This window comes from Bacillus sp. z33, assembly GCF_058313615.1.
On record NZ_JBZFQN010000004.1, the window covers coordinates 242,767 to 263,360 of the forward strand.

The window sequence follows — 20,594 nt, forward strand, 5'->3', positions numbered from 1 at the left end:
TATCCAAATATTAATTACTTTTCATACCAATCATGTTGTTTTAAAATGAAGGGAATCTGTAATACCCCTTTAGTAATTACTTAATTTATTCCCTATTCCATTAATTTTTAACATAAACAGGAGGAAACGTGAAGACACTTGTTAGTTGTAATATAGAAAAATTCAGGAAAGATCTTATAGATTGGTTTATTGAGGAACAAAGACAGCTCCCATGGAGATTAAATAAAGATCCATATCGTATCTGGGTTTCAGAAATCATGCTCCAGCAAACTCGTGTGGATACCGTCATCCCTTATTTCGAACGCTTTATGGAATGGTTTCCGACACTGGAAGATTTTGCGGAGGCTGATGAAGAAAGGTACCTTAAAGCATGGGAAGGCCTTGGCTACTATTCCCGGGTTCGTAATTTGCACAGTGCCGTTAAAGAGGTAAAGGAGAATTATGGTGGAATCGTACCAAACACACCTGAAGAGATAAAAAAACTTAAAGGTGTCGGCCCATATACAGCGGGTGCCATTTTAAGTATAGCTTATGGTGTTCCGGAACCTGCAGTGGATGGAAATGTCATGAGAGTGATTTCCAGGGTATTAGAAATATATGATGATATCGCAAAGCCTGCCACCCGTAAAATATTTGAAACTGCCGTTCGTGAATTAATCGACCCGGAGCATACATCGGAATTTAACCAGGCACTGATGGAACTGGGTGCGCTTATTTGTGTTCCTGGTAAGCCTGCCTGTTTGTTATGTCCGGTTAGAGAGCATTGCCAGGCATTTGATAAAGGAATTCAACAGGAGCTTCCAGTGAAAACGAAAGCGAAAAAAACAAAAGTCATCCATTTATCTGCACTTGTTATAACCGACGGAACTGGGAGAATTTTAATTAGAAAACGCCCTGAATCGGGTCTTTTAGCAGGGTTATGGGAATTCCCCAGCTATGAATCAACGGGGGATATAAAAGAGCTGAAAGAAATGGTTGCGAAACAAAATCTGGTTGAATTAGAACATTTAACTCCAATAGGCCATATCAATCATGTGTTTTCACATCTTGTTTGGGAAATTGATATATATACAGCCACTGTAAACAATCTAGAGAATTTTAAAAGCGACACACATAAAGTGGCGTATATAAAGGATGAGGATTTACAACGGTATGCTTTACCTGTATCTCACCAAAAAATTTATGAAACATATGTCTTCAATGGATAAATTGAAAAATAACCCGGACACTTGTGTGAATTAATCTCAAAATATCTTTTGAGATTAAGCACAGTGCCGGGTTAATTTTTAATCATAGGAAATTCGCGTTCCCTGTGTCCAGGTAGCCTCTTGTCTCTTCAGACCTCCCCTTTTTTCAATTTCTTCAATAATTTCTTTTTGTATCGTATGTCCTTCTACGTTTAAATAGGGCATAATTTGCTGGAATGAATGATGGTAATATTCCAGTTCATCATCCTTCCATTCCCGCTTAGGGATCATGGATAACTCTGACATATCTCTGCCTATAAACATTTCATTTCGCCTCATTTCTTAGGTCAAATATCTATATAGGTTGCCGTGCAATTGAGAAAGGCACTCCAAGAAAAAAATGGTAAAACTCTTTTGTATATGAAAACCACTGTTGGATACATTAATAGGTGTGGAGGTGATATTAATGGCTAACAACAGTTCAAAAACAAATGCAAACAAAGTGAGACAACAAAACGCTCAATCTGCAGGTCAAAGCCAAGGTCAATTTGGTTCTGAATTTGCTAGTGAAACTGATGTACAATCCGTGAAACAAGCAAACGCTAAAGCGGAGCAAAACAAAGCTAAAAACTCCGGTAACTACGGACAACAATAATGTAAAAACCCAAAAGGGGAAAAGCACTTGCCATTAGTAGGCAAGTGCTTTTTAACCTGCTCGACAAAACTTCTTAGAAGGCTACAGAATAAGTCAAAGGTATTTGGGGCTTATTATAGAAATGTATTCTTATACTTATTTTGGGTGGTGTAGGGTATGAAGAGTTTTGAAGAGTTGGTTAATGAACAGATGGAAATTATGGATAAGCTATTACATATGCAAATGGAACTTGACCGTTATATGGACTTAGAGGAGGAACTGAGGATTCGAAAGAACAACGCTGATTTACTTTCTGTCCAAGATGATATAAGCGAAATGAAAAGAGAATTAGATTCAATTCAAACCATTTTTATGCAATTAACGGAAAAAGTGATTGAAAGCTACCAGTCTAAGTCGGTCTCGGAACTATAAATAGACATGAAATATAGAAAACATTTAGGGCATCTGCAAGGGTGTTCTTTTATTTTTATTCCTCCTTATATCTCTTCAATCAAAAACTCATGTTTGTAAACGACTATTCCCGGTTATAAGATTATTATTTCATATAAAAAAATGACCAAAATAGCGGATTAGGTACCATATGTTCAACTATTTACGGCTTATCTCTCTTTTCATGATGGCTCTTTGTTTTAAAATTGCAGTTGAATCGTTATAATAATAGAAGAATACGGAAAAAGGCATCTTAATTTAACGGTTAATATATTGTCATTACGAACACAGAGACGGTATATAAGTCCCTGCCCTATAGGGAGAGAAAGTAGGTAATACAACGTGCGAGTACCGAAAGAAGGAGAAGAAATTCAAATACACAGTTACAAACATAATGGGCACATACACAGGGTTTGGCAAGAGACAACCATTTTAAAGGGTACCCAATTTATCGTAATTGGTTGCAATGACCGAACTCTTGTTACCGAATCTGATGGTAGGACATGGCTGACAAGAGAGCCGGCTATTACCTACTTTCACTCACAGTACTGGTTTAATATCATCGGCATGCTGCGTGAGGATGGAATTTACTATTACTGTAATTTAAGTTCTCCATTTGTGTTCGATGGGGAAGCGGTTAAATATATCGATTACGATCTTGATATTAAGGTATACCCTGATATGACTTATAATCTTTTGGACGAAGATGAATACGAGGATCATAAATTGCAAATGGGCTATCCTAATGTCATTGACCATATTCTCAGGAGAAATGTGGAAAAGCTGATCAGTATGATTCGAGCGAAAAAGGGACCGTTTTCTCAGGAGTTCGTTCATAATTGGTATAAACGTTATTTAACAATTAAAAAATGAAAAAGAGGCCTGTCTTATTTAGGGACAGGTTTTTATGCTTGATGGGAGAGACTACTCGATGAATAGTATAAAGAGATATATGTTGTTTGTGCGGCCTTATAAGTGGCAAATCATCGGTACGATTTTAATTGGTATTGTAAAATTTGCGATTCCATTGCTGACACCCGCCTTATTGGCCTATGTAATTGATGATATTATTGGTGCCAATGCTCTGCAAAAAGAAGAGCAGTTGAGGAAGCTCTATATGATAATGGCACTCATGTTTTTCATTTTTTTGGTAGTACGACCTCCGGTAGAATATTATCGCCAATATTTTGCCCAATGGACATCAAGTAAAATCTTATTTGATATCCGCGATAAAATGTTCAGTCATATACAAAAATTAAGCTTTAAGTATTACTCCAATGCGAAAGCGGGGGAAATTATCTCCAGAGTAATTAATGACGTTGAAGAAACAAAGAATTTTGTTATTACTGGCCTGATGAATGTTTGGCTTGATTTAGTAACAATTTTAATTGCCATTGGGATTATGCTTACATTTGATGTTAAATTGACCCTTGTGTCATTGCTTCTATTGCCGCTCTATGCATTTTCGATTAAATATTTCTTTGGAAAACTGAGAGAATTGACACGAGATCGATCGCAGGCGCTTGCTCAGGTACAGGGATATCTCCATGAGCGTGTGCAAGGAATGGCGGTTATTAAGAGTTTTGTGATTGAAGACCATGAGCAAAAGCAATTTAATAAAGTGAATGGGAATTTTCTAAAAAAAGCATTAACACATACTAACTGGAACGCCAAATCATTTGCAGCTGTTAATACGATTACGGATATTGCTCCTTTAATTGTTATTCTTTTTGCAGGATATCAAGTCATCAATGGGAATATGACATTAGGTACAATGGTTGCTTTTGTCGGCTATATTGACTTATTGTATGGACCTTTGCGAAGATTGATGAACTCATCCACTACACTGACCCAGTCACTTGCCTCCATGGACCGTGTGTTTGAATTTTTGGATGTTCCATATGATATTGAAGACAAACCAGAAGCACGTCCATGTAAAGATGTTCAGGGGACTATTACATTCGATCATGTATCGTTCTCCTATGGTGAGGATGAAAACATGGCACTGACTGATATTAATCTCGAAGTGAGACGAGGAGAAACGATAGCACTTGTCGGTATGAGCGGAGGAGGGAAATCATCTCTGGTTAGTTTGATTCCAAGATTTTATGATGTGACGGACGGACGAATTTTATTGGATGGAGTGGATATTCGAGATGTCCAGGTTCGTTCACTGCGGGATAACATTGGAATGGTGATGCAGGACAGTATATTGTTTAGTGAATCGATTCGTGAAAATATATTACTTGGAAAGCCTGAAGCGACAGAATTAGAAGTATATGAGGCTGCAAAGGCGGCAAATGCTCATGATTTTATTTGCAATTTACCGAGTGGATACGAAACCAAGGTAGGCGAGAGGGGCGTCAAGTTATCTGGAGGACAAAAGCAGCGTATATCGATTGCGCGTGTATTTCTAAAAAATCCTTCTATAATTGTTTTAGATGAGGCGACTTCTGCACTTGATTTGGAAAGTGAACACCTGATTCAGGAGGCACTTGAAAAACTCTCTCGTGATCGGACTACTTTTATCGTTGCGCACAGATTATCGACCATTACACACGCAGATCGCATCGTCATGATTGAACATGGCCGAATCGTCGAAATAGGAACACATCAGGAATTGATAGCTAAAGAAGGGGCTTATTATAATCTGTTTCAGGTTCAACAGCTTGATGCGTAGCTGCTTAACTGAATACAGAGGATGTGGCACTTAATCATCACTGGAAAGTCATATAAAAAGGATCAGGATATAGATTTTCAAAGGAGGTTTTCTTCAACATATGAGGAAAACCTCCTTTTAAATTGCAGATAAAGCGCAGTTATGTGGAGTACAAAAACGGATGGATCTATTATAGAAGAATAGGAGATTTATAGGAAGCGGCGTCCAGGTCGTACCTTTTTGAGTAAATTTCATAGGGATGAGGGAGTACTCAGGAAAGTATGGGTGAATGATGATGAATAAGACAAGCTGAGATTTACAAAAGGACACCCTAAATGCCTTTTTTACTGGCATTAGGATGTCCTTTAATGACTAATTATAATCGATCATCATCAGTGAGCTGAACCGATTTATTCTCTGATTTATGATAACAGTGAAAGCTGTTTACAAGCATTTCGAGGTGTTCCAAATAATCACCATATTCAAGTATAGAAGAGATGAGTGTAACCATATGATAGTATACGGGTGATTCTTCGTCTGTATTTAATCGGAATCCCTTCACAATATCAATCAGCAATTGTTTATTATATCTGTCAGCAGCTTCTTCAAGCATTTGTCCGGGTTTTACTTTTTCTAAAAGTGTGAGATGAATATGTTCATGTTTTCTCAACAACAAATCTAATTGATGATGGACCTGTATTTGAAAATCTTCCGGCATTTGATGGAATTCATTTTCAAAACGATGCAATCTTTTCAATATATCAAGTGCACGTTTGTTTGTTGCAATCATATACCGGTAGATGACGAGTTTCCTAGATTTAGCAACTGTATTTTTCCAGAAAGATTCACGTTCTTCTTTATACAGGGAGTACAAAGTATCAGCTTTGGCTACATTCTCTTTAATGCGTTTAATATCTTTTTTCATTCGATAATGTTCGGTTGAACTTCGAGACCCAATTCTTATCCATTGTAAGATATCATCTGTCGTAGTGCTGATCCGTTTGTACAACTTTGTTTCATACTTTGGAGGAATGAAGACAAGGTTTACGGTAAATGCGGAAAGTATCCCAATTAAAATGGCAGCGACTCTCCAAAATGCGAATTCAGTAAAATTGCCGTCCTGTTGCTCCATAATTAAGATTAATGTTACAAGTGAAATAGTCAGTTGGTTTTCATTTTTAAGTTGTAAGTTGATAACAATTGTTATAATGGCAGCCAAACCTATTAATAAAGGCTCATTCCCAAATAATAATACAAATGAAATCGCAATTAGAAATCCAATTATATTTGCTTGGATTTGATCGATTAAAGTTCGGTACGAACGATAAATGGTAGGCTGAACAGCAAATACGGCTGAAATACCGGCTAATACGGGGGCTGGTACATTAAATGCTGTCGCCACATAAATGGCAATCACAATGGCTATCCCCGTTTTAAAGACTCGGGCACCAACCTTCATAAAAACTACCTCTTCCTTTATTCATAGTTGTTTACGGTCATTTTTTACTTATATCTAAAGCATGACTGTACTATACAGGGTTTTGCCTAGATGTTCAAGATATAAAGGTAAAATACTACTTTGGTCTACTTTTCCCTTTATTCGGAAAGGCATGCATCTGACCCATGGTTTCCCTTTTCTTCCCTTATCACGACTACCCATTAGAAGTAAATAAATTAGGACACTTCCAAGAAAGTGTAAAAATGAAAAGAGACCGCCCACCGTGTAGTGGAACGGACTCTTTACTTGGTTGAAGGGTAGCCACTAGGGAGGATGCACTCCCTGCGTGCCTCTCCCTTATGCTTGTCGGAGGCCAACAGGATGTTGGTCACAAAGACGTTGCCACAGGACGTGGCGCATTTAGTCTTTGATCCTCGTTACAGTCGTTTCAGCTTTTTATTCAATCTAGCTTCAGGGCCTAGACGCTCGAGACATAAGTGTAGCTGCTGCGGGAGAGAAAGATCGCTCTCCCTGCGCACCTCCTCTTATGCTTGTCGCGTCTGGTCAAGGCCCTTCAGCTTTTTATTTAATCCAGCTTCAGGGCCTAGGAGCTCGGGACATAAGCAAAGCCACTGCGGGGGAGAAACGTCCCCTACGTGCCTTTGTCTTATGCTCCTCGCGCCTGACCAAGGCCCTTCAACTTTTTATTTAATCTAGCTTCAACGGCTAGAAGCTCAGGACATAAGCATGACCTCTTCGGGAGGGGAGAACACCTCCCTACGAGTTCCTGTCTTATGCTCCTCGCTTCTGGGCAAGCCGTTTCAGCTTTTTATTCAATCTAGCTTCAACTCCTAGTCCCTCGAGTCATAAGGGATAGCCACTGTGGGAGAGAAGCACTCCCTACGCGCCTCTTCCTTATGCTTGTCAGAGGCCAACAGGATGTTGGTCACAAAGACGTTACCACAGGACGTGGTGCATTTAATCTTTGATCCTTGTTACAGTCGTTTCAGCTTTTTATTCAGTAGATACTGATGGGTCGGCTTGGGTTTTGACTGGGACGATTTGGAGGAAGTGCTGGCTTGGGTTGTTGAGCAATTGGGCCAGTTCTTCTGCCTCCGTGTTTTGGCCATTTTCTTTCAGAATGGCTGTATAGCTCGTGAGTAGTTCAGTTATATTATTTATACCTGTTTCATTTAATTTTTCAACAGAGACGAGGGCTCCTTTTGCAATTCTGCGTTGGATCGCGTCTTTGTTTAAGCCACGTTCAGGTAAGTAACGCTGATAAATAACGCCACCTGTCATTCCTGCACAAATCCAAGGACCTGGATCTCCAAGGACAAGTCCACGACCATTTGTCATATATTCAAAGGCAAAGCCTTTAATGTTTGAATATACACCAATGTTCCCGTGTTCTTGCTCAGGTATATCCTGTTTTAAAGAACCGCCGATAATCATGTCAGCACCGGACAGGCGGATGCCTGCACGTGCATCAGCATCACCCTGGGCAATCAATAAACCTTTTTGGGCTCCGTATCCAAAGCCTTTACCAACAGAACCATTATAGTATTTTCCATCCTTACCCAATCCTTTAAGAATCGCAATTGTTCCTCCAAATGAGGTTTTACCTGTACCATCCTGGGAGCCGCCTTCGACAGTAATCGTGATTCCTTCTGTATTGTAAGCTCCCAGACCGTTTCCTGGTATAGAACCTTCATAAGTTAGATTAATAGGTTCCATTTTTGTGTAGGAACCGTCCAATCTGCCTCTTACTCGGTGGCAGGAGACGCGGCTTCCAAGAACACGCTGAATGGAATTGATATTATTATATTGTCTGGATTGTAGTAATTCATTTACGCTGGCATCGAGATATTCAGCTCCAACAGCAGCCATTTGGATGATTAATTCATCATTTGAAGCAGCAGCTTCCAGATGTGTTACCTGGCCAAGTTCAATTGGTTTAAGTAAGTAGGTTAAATCCAACATTTCTTTTCCTTTTATTTGAACTAATAAATCAGACCGACCAACTGCTTCCTGGAGATTAGTGATTCCAAGTCCAGCAGCAAGTGTTTTTAATTCATTGCCAAAGGCTGTGAATAGATTTATGATTCCCTGTACCGCTAAATCCAATTGTCTTGGAACAAATCTTCGTAAGCCATGTTCCTTCGCTTCAGCCTCAGAATCAATTTGAGTCGCAATTCCTACATGGCATGTGTCAAGGTGACAGCCCCGGCATGTCGTACATCCGATTGCTATCATCGATAACGTTCCAAAACCTACACGGTTTGCTCCTAGAAGCATAACCTTGAGCACATCTTTTGCACTTTTAAGGCCACCATCAGCCCAAAGCTCGACATTTTGTCTGAGACCGGCCTCCAGCAAGGCATTATGTGCCGCTTTAACACCAATTTCAACTGGCAAACCAACGTTTTGCAGAGCATGGATGCGAGCGGCTCCAGTACCGCCGTCAAATCCGCTAAGCGTGATGATATCGGCCCCAGCTTTTGCAATTCCTACTGCAATTGTACCTATGTTTGGAACGACAGGTACTTTAACAGCTACTTTTGCTTGGTCATTGGCTGTTTTTAACTCATGGATCATTTGGGCTAAATCTTCAATTGAATAGATATCATGATTGTTTGATGGGGAAATCAAATCTGATCCAATCGTTGCATTACGTGCTTCAGCAATTTTTGACGTTACTTTAGAACCCGGCAAGTGACCGCCTTCACCAGGTTTAGCTCCCTGGCCGATTTTGATTTCAAGTAAATTGGAGGAATTCAGTAATTCCGCATTTACACCAAAACGACCTGAGGCGATTTGCTGACCGCGCGTGCGAGGGTATTTGCCAAGCATATCTTTAATTTCTCCGCCTTCACCATTCATACTAATCATATTAAGGCGATCAGCACCCTCAGCATATGCGCGAAAAGCTGTTTCGTTTTGTGAGCCGAAAGACATCGAGGCAATCACGAATGGCAGACTGTGATCGCCAACTCCGATATCCACAGTTCCCGGATCGACTGTATGATCGGCTTCCTTGAAATCTGTTAAATGACGGATAGTTGTTGGATTTTGTTCTTCTTGTTCGGAAATCTTTTCACCGTAGGCCTGGTAATCTCCTGTTGAAGCCACCTCACCAATTGCTTTCCAGATTCGGGGAAACAGATGGAAGGTCTTGCCGACACGTTCTTTATCATTGGAATAGTCATATGCACGCTGTTTTGCATCTTCCTTTAATTGATTGAATTGATAGATTAACTGGTCGGACCCAAAAAAGTTGACAATTTTGAGTGTTTCTGCAATTTCTTCATGCAATCCGATAGAGGAGAATAAACGTCCATATCCACGAAGTTCATGAATGCCAAGGGTAGAGATTACTTTTTCTAATCCTTTAGATAAAGAGTGATATAGGTTGATAACTGGTCTAGACTGCTCATCAGAAACGGTACGGAACATATAATATGGGTTAATTAAGTTGGCTCCCAAACCGTAAATAATCACAATATCATGCAGGTTACGAATCGCTGCAGACCGTATTAATATGGAGCACTCTCTGCGTTTTTCGGCTTCTACTAAAACTTTATCGACTGCTGCCACAACAAGTGCAGGATCGAGCCATAAATGTCCTTCTTTATGAGCCAATTCATCATCCAGGCAAAGAAGTGCGCAACCTTCTGAAACAACACTGAGAGCCTGTTGACTGATTCGATCCAGAGCTTCCCTAATCGTCTCATCCTCTGTAAAGGTCATGGAAATTGTTTGTAATTCCTGAGTATCCGTAAATAATTGGTGTATTTGTTCATAAGAAGGTTGTTCTACAAATTGTGCACAAATCTGTCCAGCTTTTCCTTCAGCTAAAAGAGGTGTCAATAACTCAATCACTGTGCTTACGGTTGGTTTATCTGTAAACAGCGAAGGGCGTTTGCCGATAACAGTACGGGTAGAAAAGTGTTCCATTTCCCGGTCGCGGTCAATGGCTGGGTTTGTAACAACCGCTACACTTTCTTTAATAAAGTCTGCAATATTTTTACGATCTGGATTGAGCGCTGCCAGCGGAGCATCGTGTCCAAGTGAACGGATTGGCTCAGCCCCTTTTTCAGCCATTTGTTCAATGAGCTGAATATGGTCACGTTCCCATCCGAATGCCTTATATTGTCCGTTTTGGATTTTAGCATCATCCTGTGCAATGATTCCTTCTTTTATATCAGGCGGTGTTAAGCGTATACGAGTTTCCTTAAAGTTAAGTCTATTGCTAAATCGTTTATAAACTTCTTCCTGGTAAGCAGTATATTCATATAATTCTATCGAATCACCATTCCACTTCAATCCAACCTTTTCTCCCGGTCCAATTGGTTTGGGGTCGGCTACATATTCTGTTGTTGAAATGACACCTGGTTCAGAGCCAAACAGATAAGACGTTGAGGTCTCCATCATCCATAATGGACGCAGTCCAAGTGAATCTACAGAGAAAGCAGCTTCATCACCATGGCGGGAAATAATACCTGCCGGACCTTGTGCAAAATGACCCCAGCTTTCACGTAAATATGTATACAAATCCTGAAGGTGATACGGATATTCCTTTATTTCATTAATGATGGGAGGGAAGATGATATCAAGCGCTTCAAATAAAGAATATCCTTCCCGATAAATGAATGTTTCTATTGTGCGGCTTAAATCCTGTGAATCACTGCCGCCATTTATTAATGGTACACCAACCATGGATGCTTCATCGCGCAATTTGGCGATTGTATTGATTTCACCATTATGACCAAGGACACTGAACGGTTGAACGCGAAAGAAACTGGATAGTGTGTTTGTACAGTAGCGATTATGGCCAAGTGTCATTGTAGAAGCGACTAATGGACTTGCAAGATCTGGATAATATTTTGGTAAAATATCTCCAGCGCCCATCACTTTATAGATTGTATGGTATTGACTGAGCGAAGATACATGGATGTGGATGTTTTTCTCGATAGTTATCGTCAATTTAAATAACAAAGCTGATAATGCAGGTTGGCTTAAACCTTCATTTGCTATAAAGGCAATTTGCAGAAAAACAGGGTTCTCCTGTAAAGCTATTGGACCCAATGCATCAGTAGAATAAGCATCATCCGATACATAGATTGCTTTTAAATCTTTTTCATTTGCCAGGTTGATTATTTCCTCAATCGTTTGTTGTTTCTCAGCCTCGCGTTTAATAAAAAAGTGGCCCACTACAAAATGAGTATGATCTGCCAAAGCAGCATCCGCACCTGAGTTTCTTAGCTTTTCTTTCCATAAAAGACGGGGGATATCTATGTGAATACCAACACCATCACCTTCACCGTTTATAAAACCGGCCCGATGGTTCATGGTAACCAGGGCATCGATACATGCAAAAATATTATCTCGGGTAGGTATTCTTTTCTTTTCAATACATGCGATTATTCCGCAAGCATCATGTTCAGATTCACGGTAATTCATAAAGGTGCTAGGATTCCATTTTGGGTTCATATATTAGGCAACTATAAGCTTGCGCCTATTCGATGCCGGTTCACCTCCTGCTTTAACTTGTAGTTTTTTTTAGATTACTTTGGAAAACAATACGGGGAAGGAAATGCGTTTTTTGAGGGTAATAAATAATCAGACTAGTATGATTTATATTATCATTAGAATTTTCAGAAATCAATGAAATATACATTTTAGTTTCACATAAAAATAAACAGTATTTGGTTATTAAAATTGAATTATTATAATGTAAACGTTTTTAATACATACAAATAATCAATCCTGCCATTAATAGCAGAATTGATTATTTGTATAAAAATTCAAAAGAATGTATTTATAATAGTTTAAATGCGTGATTTACTGCCTTGATCGTAGTTTCTATATCAGCTTCTGTATGAGCAGTTGTTAAGAACCAGGCTTCATATTTTGAGGGGGCCAAATTGATTCCTTGTTTAAGCATTAGCTTAAAGAATCGGCCGAATATTTCACCATTTGTAGCTTCAGCCTGAGCATAGTTAATGATCTCATCAGTGGAATCAGTAAAATAAACCGTCAATGCACCTTTCAATCGATTTACTTTAATAGAGACATTATGTTCATTAGCTGCATGAAGGATTCCTTGCTCCAGTATCGCACCAAGATGGTCAAGCTGTTCATATACACCATCTTCTTTTAATACTTCAAGGCATGCCATTCCAGCTATCATAGATGCCGGATTACCAGCCATAGTACCTGCTTGATAGGCTGGTCCAAGGGGAGCGACTGTTTCCATAATTTCTTTTTTACCGCCATAAGCGCCAATCGGCAACCCACCGCCGATAATTTTTCCAAGGGCAGTCATATCAGGTTCTACACCCAGAAGGTTTTGTGCACCGCCGTACATAAAACGGAAAGCGGTAATCACCTCATCATATATAACAAGTGCTCCTGCTGCATGAGTAATGTCATTAACAGCTTCTAGAAAACCAGGTTTTGGCTCAACAATCCCAAAGTTACCGACAATTGGTTCAACCAAAACAGCAGCAATCTCATTTCCCCACTTATCGATTGCTTCCTTATAAGCATCTATATCATTGAAAGGAACAGTAATAACTTCCCGTGCGATACTTTGTGGTACACCGGCGGAATCAGGGATTCCAAGTGTAGAAGGGCCAGATCCGGCGGCAACTAAAACGAGATCGGAATGTCCGTGATAACAGCCTGCGAATTTAATAATTTTATCCCGTCCTGTATAGGCTCTTGCTACGCGAATCGTTGTCATAACTGATTCAGTTCCTGAATTTGTAAATCGAACCTTATCCATTGAAGGGATAGCCTCTTTAAGTATCTTTGCAAATTTAACTTCAAAAGGAGTGGGCGTCCCATAAAGGACGCCATTTTCAGCTGCCTTTGTAATAGCTTCGGTGATATGTGGATGAGCATGTCCAGTAATAATAGGTCCATAAGCAGCAAGATAATCAATATATTGATTGCCGTCTACATCCCAAAAATACGCTCCTTTTGCTCTTTCCATGGCTACTGGTGATCCGCCTCCCACAGCCTTATAAGATCTGGATGGTGAGTTGACACCGCCAACGATGTGTTGCAAAGCTTCACTATGTAATTTTTCGGAATGAGCGTGATTCATCTGTTTATCCCCCTTTATATATAACCATTTTATTGTAGCACTGGATTTCTTTGCTTGTACATCATGATCCCTCTGATCCAATTGATCCACATACAAGCAATCATAGGTATGCCTATACAAGCGTATATATTACAGATGTTGTTCATGATAAAAAGGGGTGTTACCGTTGTTTTATATCATTTTTTCTGCAGTCATAATCACGTTACTGATGAGCTTAAAAGGATTATTGATGCCATCCGATCCAACGAGGGCCGAACGAATTTCGCTTGATTATCTTTATTGGATTATTACGGTGTATTTCACTTTTTTAATAGGATTTGGACTATTGTATGTTCTGCTGGAAATGAAATTTGGAACGGTTATTCATTTGAACGGTTTACCTATTGTGGGAGGGTTCTTTACGAAACTTGCTTCTTCTTTCTATTTCAGCACGATGACACTCCTCTCTGTTGGGTACGGAGATATGGTACCTGTAGGGTTTGGCAGATGGATCGCATCCATGGAAGCTTTAATTGGATATGCTTTGCCAGCTGCCTTTGTCTTAAGAACCGCTATAGATTTAGATCATGCAAAAAAAGACCGAAATTAGGTATAGTTATAATAGAACGATTGGTTTCTAAATTTTTAACAAACTGGGGAGTGAACTTTATGAGTAATTTAGTTGGTAACAAGTCACCGGAATTTAAGCTGCAGGGAAGTAATGGGCAAGAGGTTACATTGGCTGATTTTAAGGGGAAAAATGTGGTCTTATATTTTTATCCCAAAGATATGACACCGGGCTGCACGACTGAAGCCTGTGATTTCAGAGAAAGTCATGCTTCATTTGCAGAATTGGATACGATTATCGTTGGAGTTAGTCCAGATCCGGTGGACAAGCATGAGAAATTTAAAACGAAGCATAACCTTCCATTTTTATTGTTATCAGATACTGATCATACATTATCTAAAGCATATGGGGTATGGGTATTGAAAAAGAATTTTGGAAACGAATATATGGGAACAGAACGGTCTACATTCGTCATCGATAAAGAGGGTAAAGTGGTAAAAGAGTGGCGTAAGGTAAAGGTGAAAGGGCACGTGGAAGAGGCCTTAACCTTTATTAAGAATGAATTATCATAACTAAACGTACGTGCAGGCATTTATATGCCTGTTTTTTAAAACTAAAAGTTAATAAAGGAGTAAATGTATATATATTAATAGGTATTAATAAATTGAGGCAGGGGAGGTCAAGTATGAGAGATCCGCGAATGAAAAAATTAGCAAGACAACTTCTTACTCATTCAGTTCGATTGGAGAAAGGTGAAAAAGTATTGATAGAAGGCCACTATATTACCAAACCGCTGTTAATAGAATTAGTCAATCAAGCTTACGAACTCGGAGCCTTTCCATTTGTTGAAATGATGGATGATGAAATCCATAAACATGTGGCGAAAGGATATAGTCGAGATCAGCTCGAAATCATGGCTAATTGGGACTTGAAGAAATTTGAAGACATGGATGCTGTCATCATTGCAATCGGAGAAGAGAATGATGCGGAATTTACTGAGATTCCATCAGAAAAGTTTCAGCTTAGTGGAGAAGTAATGAAGCCAGTCGTGGATTATTATATTAATAATTGTCGTTGGGTATTATTGAACTATCCGACTAAATCACTTGCTCAAAAAGCGGGGATGAGTACAAGTCAATTCGAAGATTTTCTGCTCAATGTTTGTACAATAGATTATGCGAAAATGCAGAAGGCAATGAAACCATTAAAGCTTTTAATGGAACAAACGGATGAAGTACGGATTGTTTCACCAGGAACAGATCTTTCTTTTTCTATCAAAGGAATTCCTGCAGTGATGTGTTTTGGGGAAAGAAATATACCGGATGGAGAAGTATATACAGCGCCTGTTAAACATAGTGTGAATGGAATCATTACCTATAATACGCCTTGCCCGTATCAAGGGACTACATTCAGGGATGTCCGTTTGACGTTTAAAAATGGAAAAATAATCGAAGCCAGAGCGGACCAAGAGGAAAAACTCAATAAAATATTTGATATCGACGAGGGTGCCCGTTATATTGGTGAATTTGCACTGGGGGTCAACCCGTTAATAAAAAAACCGATGGGAGATATTTTGTTTGATGAGAAAATTTGCGGAAGCCTGCACTTCACCCCTGGTTTAGCCTATAAAACTGCCGACAACGGGAATGTATCTTCTATCCATTGGGATATGGTGCTTATCCAACGACCAGAATTTGGTGGAGGAGAAATCTATTTCGATGGTCAATTAATCAGGAAGGATGGAGTATTTGTACACCCTGATTTAAAAGGGTTAAATCCTGATTCACTTTTAGAACAATAACTGTCTATTTTTATAAATTATGAAAAAAGACCAAGCACAACAAGCTATAATGAATAAGATAGAATCAAGTAATACCTCCTCATGCAACAATTGAAGGATAGCCGGATGAACTGGCTGTCCATTTTTTTGTAGGTTACAAAACAGCGTTCTCCCTATGCACTTCCTCTTATGCTTGTCGCGGGCCAACAGGATGTTGGTCATGAAGAAGTTGCCACACGATGTGGCGTATTTAGTCTTCGTTCCTTAATACAGTCGTCTCAGCTTTTTCTGTAATCCAGCTTCAGGGCCTAGTCCCTCGAGACATAAGTGTAGATGCTACGGGAGAAAAAGGGCATTCTCCCTACGCACCTCCTCTTATGCTTGTCGCGCCTGAACAAGGCCCTTCAGCTTTTTCTATAATCCAGCTTCAACGGCTAGAAGTTCAGGACATAAGCATGGTCTCTGCAGGAGGAAAGAACACCTCCTTCCAAGCCCCTGCCTTATGCTCCTCACTTCTGGGCAAGCCGTTTCAGCTTTTTATACTGGGAAAAGATGTTATTATGTTAGATAGATAAAGGGGGTTTTTTGGGTGAAGATTGTTTCTACAATTTATCCTCCGGTGGAGATTCGGGAGCGTTTGATTGAATCATACAAGGGATATGAATTTCATTTTTGTAAAGGTATGAAGAATGCAGGCTCTTTTATTGATGAAATGGATGTTCTCATTACATATGGAGAAGATCTTGATGAAGAATTAATAAATCAGGCCTCGAGTTTGAAATGGATCAGCGTTATGTCAGCTGGGGTAGATAAATTGCCTTCTGATACAATTATGGAAAAGAATATACTGGTTACAAATGCAAGAGGGATTCATACAATTCCGATGGCAGAGTATGTTATAGGGATGATGCTTTCTTATATAAAGCAATTACCGACAATGGCAATAAATAAAAATAAAAGTACATGGGATAAGAAGCTTCCTTTTGGTGAGCTATATGAGAAAAATCTGCTCGTATTGGGCACTGGTGCAATTGGGAGTGAAATAGCTAGATTAGGAAAATCATTCCGAATGAATACTATTGGAATGAATCGTAGTGGTAGTTCGCCCAGTTCGTATTTTGATGATATTGTGACAATGGCTCAAATCGAGAATACCCTCCCGGATGTGGATTTCATTGTATCTGTCCTACCGAGTACATCAGAAACTACGGACCTTTTAGAATACAAACATTTTGAATTGATGAAAAACGAGGCCATGTTTATCAATATAGGTCGTGGAGATTTAATGAAAGAAGAGACGATTCATGAGGTGTTAAAAAATCAGGTTATCGGCCATATGGTACTTGATGTTTTTCCTGATGAGCCCTTGAATGAAAATAGTAAGCTGTGGTCATATTCAAATCTTACTATTACACCACATATTTCTAGTATTTCGAGTAAATACTTACCTCGCGCATTTGCTATATTTGAGGAGAACTTTCAGCGGTTTATTACTCATAAGGAAGATGGTTATGTGAATAAAATTGATATAAGGAAGGGGTATTAGGATGAAAATTTATACGAAAACAGGAGACAAGGGCCAGACATCTCTGGTTTATGGAACGCGGGTATCCAAAACCGATCAACGAGTAGAAGCGTATGGAACCTGTGATGAAGGGAATTCTATGATTGGACTGGGAATCAGCTATTTAAATGAGGTGGATTTCTCGGGCAAAGAAAAACTGTTAGAAGAGTTTCATAAGATCCAAACTGATCTATTTCATGTTGGGGCAGAATTAGCCACTCCGTACGGAAAAAAAGTTGGTTGGGTTCTAAAGGCAGAGTCGATTGATGAAATGGAAGCCTATATTGATGAATTGAATGAGGAATTACCTCCATTCACAAATTTTATACTCCCAGGTGGCCATCCAGCTGGAGCGGCATTCCATGTAGCGAGAACAGTGATACGCAGAGCGGAAAGAAATACAGTTGGTCTTGGAGAGGAGGTAAATCCTTTAGTTTTAAAATATTTGAATAGGTTATCCGATCTTTTGTTTATCATTGCCAGATACGTAAACTATAAATTAGGGAAAATTGAACCAACTTTACATAATTCTTAAGTTAAAGGGTTTCCAACACCTTGATATAATATATTTGTGTGAAATGCTGGAAATATTGACAACTCAACAGATCATAAAGTAAACTTATTATAACAATTATAAAGTGAGAATAGATAAAAAAGGAGTGCATGACGGTGTCTCAACCACAACTTAAAGAAGCGTTAGATACTTTGAAACAAACTGGTGTCCGCATGACTCCGCAACGTCATGCCATACTCGAGTATATAATAACTGCTCATGCGCATCCAACAGCTGATGATATATACAAAGCGTTGGAAGGCAAATTCCCTAATATGAGCGTAGCTACAGTGTATAATAATTTGCGTGTATTTAAAGAGGTTGGCTTAGTGAAAGAGTTGACGTACGGAGACTCATCCAGTCGATTTGATTTTGTATCATCAGATCACTATCATATTATATGTGAAAAGTGTGGAAAAATAGTTGATTTTCATTATCCGGGTCTTGATGAAGTAGAACATCTTGCGTCGCATGTTGCAGGTTTCAAAGTAACGCATCACCGTATGGAGATTTATGGTGATTGTCCAGACTGTTCTGCTAAAGAAGTTCATTGAAACAGACAAAATAAACTATTGATAATGGATAAATAAAAGAAAAAGCTGGCTCATAACCAGCTTTTTCTTTTATTTATTATTTAACTTTCTCTTATTGTAATCTTCGTTGAATTCTTTTCCTTCCAAGTCTTTATCAAGTGTTAATGGTTCTTTACAGTACATGCACATATCCACTCTGCCCAATATTTTCGTATATTTATTGCAATTTGGACAAACAACCTGTACAGCTTTTGTCGACAGCATTCCTATCCAGAAATATACAACCATACTAGCAATAATAGAAAATAGACCGAGTACCATAAAAATAGTCATTACAAGCGGTGAGCTTCTAAAGAAAATCCCCGCGTACATTATAATAAAACCTATAAAGATCAAGCTTAATGCAAATGTTCGTATTTTATTAATTTTACTTGAGTATTTTGCCACCGTGTATCCCCCTTTTATCTTCTATAATATACCATATTATCCAGTGGATTTAATAACAATAGATATCAAAATAGTGGCAGGAGTCTGTCGAATATTGTTGAATAGATAATGAGAGTGAATAAATTGTGGAGGAATAGACAATGGAAGATATTCTAAGACCCATTTATCAAGAAAGAGCCAGCAATCCTGATACAAAAGGAGTGTTGTTAATTGAGAAAAACTCACCGGAAAGTCCAATTACAGATACATTTGATTTCATTCTGTTAATCATTACAGATAATAAGGATAAGCAGCCGGTCTATATTAAACATTATGCATATGAAGATAGAAAAGCGGCACTCCACCTCGTAACAGAGGAAAAGTTAAATGAGTGTAGGCTATTGGGGAACAATAAAAAAATTATCGATTGGATATATAATGGAAAGATCCTGTTTGATCGAAATGATTATCTGATATCATTAAAAAGAGAATTAAATGAATTTCCGTTCTACGGAAGAAAGATAAAAAAGGGGATAGAATTTGCAAAACTGATAAGAAGTTATATGGATGGGAAAGAACTGTTTGATCAAGGCAATTCTTTAGATGCGTATAATCAAATTATCCATGCACTACACCACCTTGCAAGATTAGAAATCATTGAAAAAGGATTTCATCCTGAAGTAACCGTATGGAATCAGGTTAAACAATTAGGTCCCGATATTTATAAATTATATGAAGAGTTGGTTTATAGTGAAGAAAGTCTTAAACAAAGACTGGAGCTTCTTTTCCTGGTCAGTGATTTTTTAATTCATACAAGAACAGAATCTGGGTCTGGGCATATATTAGAAATTATAGGTGAAAGAGAAGAACAGTATTGGTCATTCGATGAGTTGTATTCTCATAAAGAATTGCGTTATTACGGAGAAGATTTGAGGATATTAATTGAGTACTTGATTGATCGGGGCTATATTGATGTTGTATTGGAAAACACTAAGGGAGCCAAGCTTTATCACAGGTATTATAAAATTTCTAAAGAAATTTAAAAAATTATATTGACCAAATGATTGAGGGGTGATATATTAATAAACGTCGCCGCTGCGGTAAATATTTCGAAGCGAGACGGCAGTGAAAAACTTCACAAAAAATGTTGACTTACTAGTTCAACAGTGGTATGATAAGAAAGTCGCTCTTTTGCGAATAACTTTTATAATGTTAGTGAATTACATTAAAAGAAATGCTTGACAACAAAAAGTTATCTTGATATAATGTAAAAGTCGCTAACACGACCGATTGTTCTTTGAAAACTAAACAAAACGAAACGCCAAGCAAGTCTAAAAACAAGAGATTTTTTAAATCTCGTCAATTTGCTTTAAAAATTTAGCTAGATCAAACATCTTTCGGAGAGTTTGATCCTGGCTCAGGACGAACGCTGGCGGCGTGCCTAATACATGCAAGTCGAGCGAATCAAAGGGAGCTTGCTCCCGATGATTAGCGGCGGACGGGTGAGTAACACGTGGGCAACCTGCCCGTAAGATTGGGATAACTCCGGGAAACCGGTGCTAATACCGAATAGGTTCTCTTCTCACATGAGGAGAGAAGGAAAGTTGGCTTCGGCTAACACTTACGGATGGGCCCGCGGCGCATTAGCTAGTTGGTGAGGTAACGGCTCACCAAGGCAACGATGCGTAGCCGACCTGAGAGGGTGATCG

Annotated in this window: 17 protein-coding genes and 1 rRNA gene; 13 read left to right on the forward strand and 5 right to left on the reverse strand. The window is 38.9% G+C overall.

Annotation, left to right across the window (positions count from 1 at the left end; translation table 11 throughout):
- Positions 1-128 precede the first annotated feature (128 nt).
- Positions 129-1,208: an A/G-specific adenine glycosylase gene (gene mutY, locus AC4G3L_RS15785; protein WP_491077947.1), complete on the forward strand. Its 1,080-nt coding sequence runs from the start codon at positions 129-131 to the stop codon at positions 1,206-1,208.
- Between the two features lie 78 nt (positions 1,209-1,286).
- On the opposite strand, the gene yfhS is transcribed toward mutY, so the two are convergent.
- Positions 1,287-1,511, reverse strand: coding sequence for a mother cell protein YfhS (gene yfhS / locus AC4G3L_RS15790; protein ID WP_491077948.1), 225 nt, complete (start codon positions 1,509-1,511; stop codon positions 1,287-1,289).
- Positions 1,512-1,653: 142 nt separating this feature from the next.
- Here yfhS and AC4G3L_RS15795 point away from each other — a divergent pair, with 142 nt between their 5' ends.
- The 4 genes from AC4G3L_RS15795 to AC4G3L_RS15810 all read left to right on the forward strand — a co-directional run bounded on the left by AC4G3L_RS15795 (position 1,654) and on the right by AC4G3L_RS15810 (position 4,951).
- Positions 1,654-1,842 (forward strand): gamma-type small acid-soluble spore protein, encoded by a 189-nt coding sequence (locus AC4G3L_RS15795; RefSeq protein WP_491077949.1) that lies wholly within the window; start codon positions 1,654-1,656, stop codon positions 1,840-1,842.
- 156 nt (positions 1,843-1,998) lie between these two features.
- A complete protein-coding gene (locus AC4G3L_RS15800; protein WP_491077950.1) occupies positions 1,999-2,253 on the forward strand; it encodes a YgaB family protein in 255 nt (84 codons plus the stop codon).
- A 360-nt stretch (positions 2,254-2,613) separates the two neighbouring features.
- Positions 2,614-3,144, forward strand: a complete 531-nt coding sequence (gene ntdP / locus AC4G3L_RS15805; protein WP_491077951.1) for a nucleoside tri-diphosphate phosphatase — start codon at positions 2,614-2,616, stop codon at positions 3,142-3,144.
- A gap of 58 nt (positions 3,145-3,202) precedes the next feature.
- Complete coding sequence (locus AC4G3L_RS15810) at positions 3,203-4,951, forward strand: ABC transporter ATP-binding protein (protein ID WP_491077952.1); 1,749 nt, start codon at positions 3,203-3,205, stop codon at positions 4,949-4,951.
- Between the two features lie 355 nt (positions 4,952-5,306).
- On the opposite strand, the gene AC4G3L_RS15815 is transcribed toward AC4G3L_RS15810, so the two are convergent.
- The 3 genes from AC4G3L_RS15815 to AC4G3L_RS15825 all read right to left on the reverse strand — a co-directional run bounded on the left by AC4G3L_RS15815 (position 5,307) and on the right by AC4G3L_RS15825 (position 13,482).
- Complete coding sequence (locus AC4G3L_RS15815) at positions 5,307-6,389, reverse strand: FUSC family protein (RefSeq protein WP_491077953.1); 1,083 nt, start codon at positions 6,387-6,389, stop codon at positions 5,307-5,309.
- Positions 6,390-7,382: 993 nt separating this feature from the next.
- A complete protein-coding gene (locus AC4G3L_RS15820) occupies positions 7,383-11,861 on the reverse strand; it encodes a glutamate synthase-related protein (RefSeq protein WP_491077954.1) in 4,479 nt (1,492 codons plus the stop codon).
- Positions 11,862-12,189: 328 nt separating this feature from the next.
- Positions 12,190-13,482 carry a glutamate-1-semialdehyde 2,1-aminomutase gene (locus AC4G3L_RS15825; protein WP_491077955.1) on the reverse strand — a complete coding sequence of 431 codons (1,293 nt, stop codon included), beginning with the start codon at positions 13,480-13,482 and terminating at the stop codon, positions 12,190-12,192.
- Positions 13,483-13,648: 166 nt separating this feature from the next.
- On the opposite strand from AC4G3L_RS15825, the gene AC4G3L_RS15830 reads away from it, so the two are divergent.
- From AC4G3L_RS15830 to perR, 6 genes are all read left to right on the forward strand, one after another.
- Positions 13,649-14,071 (forward strand): ion channel, encoded by a 423-nt coding sequence (locus tag AC4G3L_RS15830; RefSeq protein ID WP_491077956.1) that lies wholly within the window; start codon positions 13,649-13,651, stop codon positions 14,069-14,071.
- 59 nt (positions 14,072-14,130) lie between these two features.
- Positions 14,131-14,601 carry a thioredoxin-dependent thiol peroxidase gene (gene bcp, locus AC4G3L_RS15835; RefSeq protein WP_491077957.1) on the forward strand — a complete coding sequence of 157 codons (471 nt, stop codon included), beginning with the start codon at positions 14,131-14,133 and terminating at the stop codon, positions 14,599-14,601.
- 113 nt (positions 14,602-14,714) lie between these two features.
- A complete protein-coding gene (locus AC4G3L_RS15840; RefSeq protein ID WP_491077958.1) occupies positions 14,715-15,830 on the forward strand; it encodes an aminopeptidase in 1,116 nt (371 codons plus the stop codon).
- A gap of 568 nt (positions 15,831-16,398) precedes the next feature.
- The gene (locus AC4G3L_RS15845; protein WP_491077959.1) at positions 16,399-17,355 is read left to right on the forward strand and encodes a D-2-hydroxyacid dehydrogenase; all 957 of its coding nucleotides are present in this window, start codon (positions 16,399-16,401) and stop codon (positions 17,353-17,355) included.
- A gap of 1 nt (position 17,356) precedes the next feature.
- The gene (locus AC4G3L_RS15850; RefSeq protein WP_491077960.1) at positions 17,357-17,908 is read left to right on the forward strand and encodes a cob(I)yrinic acid a,c-diamide adenosyltransferase; all 552 of its coding nucleotides are present in this window, start codon (positions 17,357-17,359) and stop codon (positions 17,906-17,908) included.
- A 128-nt stretch (positions 17,909-18,036) separates the two neighbouring features.
- Positions 18,037-18,480, forward strand: a complete 444-nt coding sequence (gene perR / locus AC4G3L_RS15855; RefSeq protein WP_491077961.1) for a peroxide-responsive transcriptional repressor PerR — start codon at positions 18,037-18,039, stop codon at positions 18,478-18,480.
- A gap of 69 nt (positions 18,481-18,549) precedes the next feature.
- Here the strand turns inward: perR and AC4G3L_RS15860 are convergent, their stop codons facing one another.
- Positions 18,550-18,906, reverse strand: a complete 357-nt coding sequence (locus tag AC4G3L_RS15860) for a YgzB family protein (protein ID WP_491077962.1) — start codon at positions 18,904-18,906, stop codon at positions 18,550-18,552.
- A 140-nt stretch (positions 18,907-19,046) separates the two neighbouring features.
- Between AC4G3L_RS15860 and AC4G3L_RS15865 the strand changes: the two genes are divergently transcribed.
- The gene (locus AC4G3L_RS15865) at positions 19,047-19,928 is read left to right on the forward strand and encodes a nucleotidyltransferase-like protein (protein ID WP_491077963.1); all 882 of its coding nucleotides are present in this window, start codon (positions 19,047-19,049) and stop codon (positions 19,926-19,928) included.
- A 351-nt stretch (positions 19,929-20,279) separates the two neighbouring features.
- Positions 20,280-20,594: ribosomal RNA gene (locus tag AC4G3L_RS15870) — 16S ribosomal RNA — on the forward strand; the annotation flags it as partial.

Coding starts and splice junctions, on each gene's coding strand:
- bcp (WP_491077957.1), top strand. CDS start 14,131: ATGAGTAATTTAGTTGGTAACAAGTCACCGGAATTTAAGCTGCAGGGA.
- AC4G3L_RS15820 (WP_491077954.1), bottom strand. CDS start 11,861: ATGAACCCAAAATGGAATCCTAGCACCTTTATGAATTACCGTGAATCT.
- AC4G3L_RS15810 (WP_491077952.1), top strand. CDS start 3,203: ATGAATAGTATAAAGAGATATATGTTGTTTGTGCGGCCTTATAAGTGG.
- AC4G3L_RS15850 (WP_491077960.1), top strand. CDS start 17,357: ATGAAAATTTATACGAAAACAGGAGACAAGGGCCAGACATCTCTGGTT.
- AC4G3L_RS15840 (WP_491077958.1), top strand. CDS start 14,715: ATGAGAGATCCGCGAATGAAAAAATTAGCAAGACAACTTCTTACTCAT.
- perR (WP_491077961.1), top strand. CDS start 18,037: ATGACGGTGTCTCAACCACAACTTAAAGAAGCGTTAGATACTTTGAAA.
- AC4G3L_RS15865 (WP_491077963.1), top strand. CDS start 19,047: ATGGAAGATATTCTAAGACCCATTTATCAAGAAAGAGCCAGCAATCCT.
- yfhS (WP_491077948.1), bottom strand. CDS start 1,511: ATGTTTATAGGCAGAGATATGTCAGAGTTATCCATGATCCCTAAGCGG.
- AC4G3L_RS15815 (WP_491077953.1), bottom strand. CDS start 6,389: ATGAAGGTTGGTGCCCGAGTCTTTAAAACGGGGATAGCCATTGTGATT.
- AC4G3L_RS15800 (WP_491077950.1), top strand. CDS start 1,999: ATGAAGAGTTTTGAAGAGTTGGTTAATGAACAGATGGAAATTATGGAT.
- AC4G3L_RS15795 (WP_491077949.1), top strand. CDS start 1,654: ATGGCTAACAACAGTTCAAAAACAAATGCAAACAAAGTGAGACAACAA.
- AC4G3L_RS15825 (WP_491077955.1), bottom strand. CDS start 13,482: ATGAATCACGCTCATTCCGAAAAATTACATAGTGAAGCTTTGCAACAC.